This is a genomic window from Arthrobacter terricola (assembly GCF_004354015.1).
Lineage (GTDB): Bacteria > Actinomycetota > Actinomycetes > Actinomycetales > Micrococcaceae > Arthrobacter > Arthrobacter terricola.
The window spans coordinates 1-1,585 of record NZ_SMRU01000095.1 but is presented as its reverse complement, the minus strand read 5'-3'; the positions used below and the strand labels follow the sequence as shown (position 1 = coordinate 1,585).

The following is a 1,585-nucleotide window of genomic DNA, read 5'->3' as shown; positions in this document are numbered from 1 at the left end:
GGGGGGTGTCCCTATGTTCTTTGTCAAGCGGGTGGGAGCAGTTTTTCTTGGCGGTTGTCGGTCCGGGTTTTGGTCGCGGGGTATCGACCGGCGTCCCGGGGATGCCGGCTAATGTGGGGGTTTTGTCAGGCCGCTTTGATTTGCGGCGCCTCGTAAAGCACTCCGTCGCGCAGCATCGCGAACAGGACGTCACAGCGGCGTCTGGCCAAGGCGATCAAGGCCTGGTTGTGCCGTTTGCCCTCGGCCCGTTTGCGGTCGTAGTACTCCCGGGAGACAGGGTCTTTCAGCGCCGCGAACGCCGAGAGGAAGAACGCCCGTTTGAGGATCTTGTTGCCCTTCCTCGAGGAGTGGTCGCCACGGATCGAGGTCCCGGAGCGCCACGTCACGGGCGCGAGTCCGGAGTAGGAGCCCAGATGCCCGGCGGTCTTGAATTCCTTACCGACAACCTCGGTGATGATCCGGGCTGCCGTCCTGACGCCGACCGCCGGTAGAGACGTCAGGAGCTGGTGAAGAGGGTGGGCCTCCACGAGTGTCTCCACCTGTGCAAAGATCTCCGCGCGGGAGGTGCGCAGCTGGGCCAGCTGCGCGGCGAGTTGGGGCAGGACGACGCCGGCGGCTCCGGTACCGGCCACGACCACGCTCTGCTGGTCCAGGGCCGCGAAGATCTCCTCCGCCCAGCGCTTCCCGGCCCGCGGCGCCAACCTGGTCATGAAGGCTGCGACCCGGTTCTGTCCGGTCCGGCGCAGGGCTTCCGGGGTCGGGTATTTCCGCAGCAGCTCGGCCATCACGGGGTGGTCCAGATGCGGGCCGATGGCCCGTTCCAGGGCCGGGTGGATCTGGGTCAGGAGCCCTCGGATCCGGTTCGAGGCAGCCGTGGCCTGCTTGGCCAGATCGTCATCAAAACCGCAGAGCATTGACAGTTCCGCGGCCTGCTCATCGGCGACGGCGATCGAACGCAGCGTGTGCGGTATGGAACGGGCGGCTTCGGCAATGATGTAAGCGTCTCGGGCATCCGTTTTCGCCTCACCCGGGTGCAGGTCGGCGATGCGGCGCATGGCAAGGCCCGGCAGGTAACCGACCAGGATGCCGGCGTCCTGGGCCACAGCGACCGGCAGGGCACCGATGGTGGCCGGCTGGTCCACGACCAGCAGCAGGGTCCCGTGCTTTGCGAGGCTGTCGATGATCGCCCGCAGTTTCGCCTCCTCCTGGGGCAAGGCCTTGTCCAGGAGTTTCTTGCCGTTCTTATCCAGAGCCACCGCGTGGTGGTTGGTCTTGCCGACGTCGACGCCGATGAAGACATCGACGGATTCGTGGTCCTTGATCACGCAATAACCCCCAGAATTCCGTTCCGATCTAACAGCGCTGGCATGTCCTGCGGCCCCAGAGTTCGGCATCCACGTTACGGCCGGCCTCCCGCGGTAAGGTCTGCGGCTGGTCTGGTCCCCATTAGCGATCCCCTGGCGCCTATCGGAACCCGGTGACAACACCCCCCGGATCATGGTCGACTGGGGGACAAGATCATGCCGGGCCCGACAGGCCAGCAACCCCGATTCTTACTCATTTAGGGGCCACGAAAAAGGTAACG

At 65.2% G+C, this 1,585-nt stretch carries 1 protein-coding gene; it reads right to left on the bottom strand.

The window, feature by feature from the left end:
- Positions 1–125: 125 nt before the first annotated feature.
- Positions 126–1,325 (bottom strand): IS110 family RNA-guided transposase, encoded by a 1,200-nt coding sequence (locus tag E1809_RS26405; protein ID WP_235835797.1) that lies wholly within the window; start codon positions 1,323–1,325, stop codon positions 126–128.
- Between the last annotated feature and the right edge of the window lie 260 nt (positions 1,326–1,585).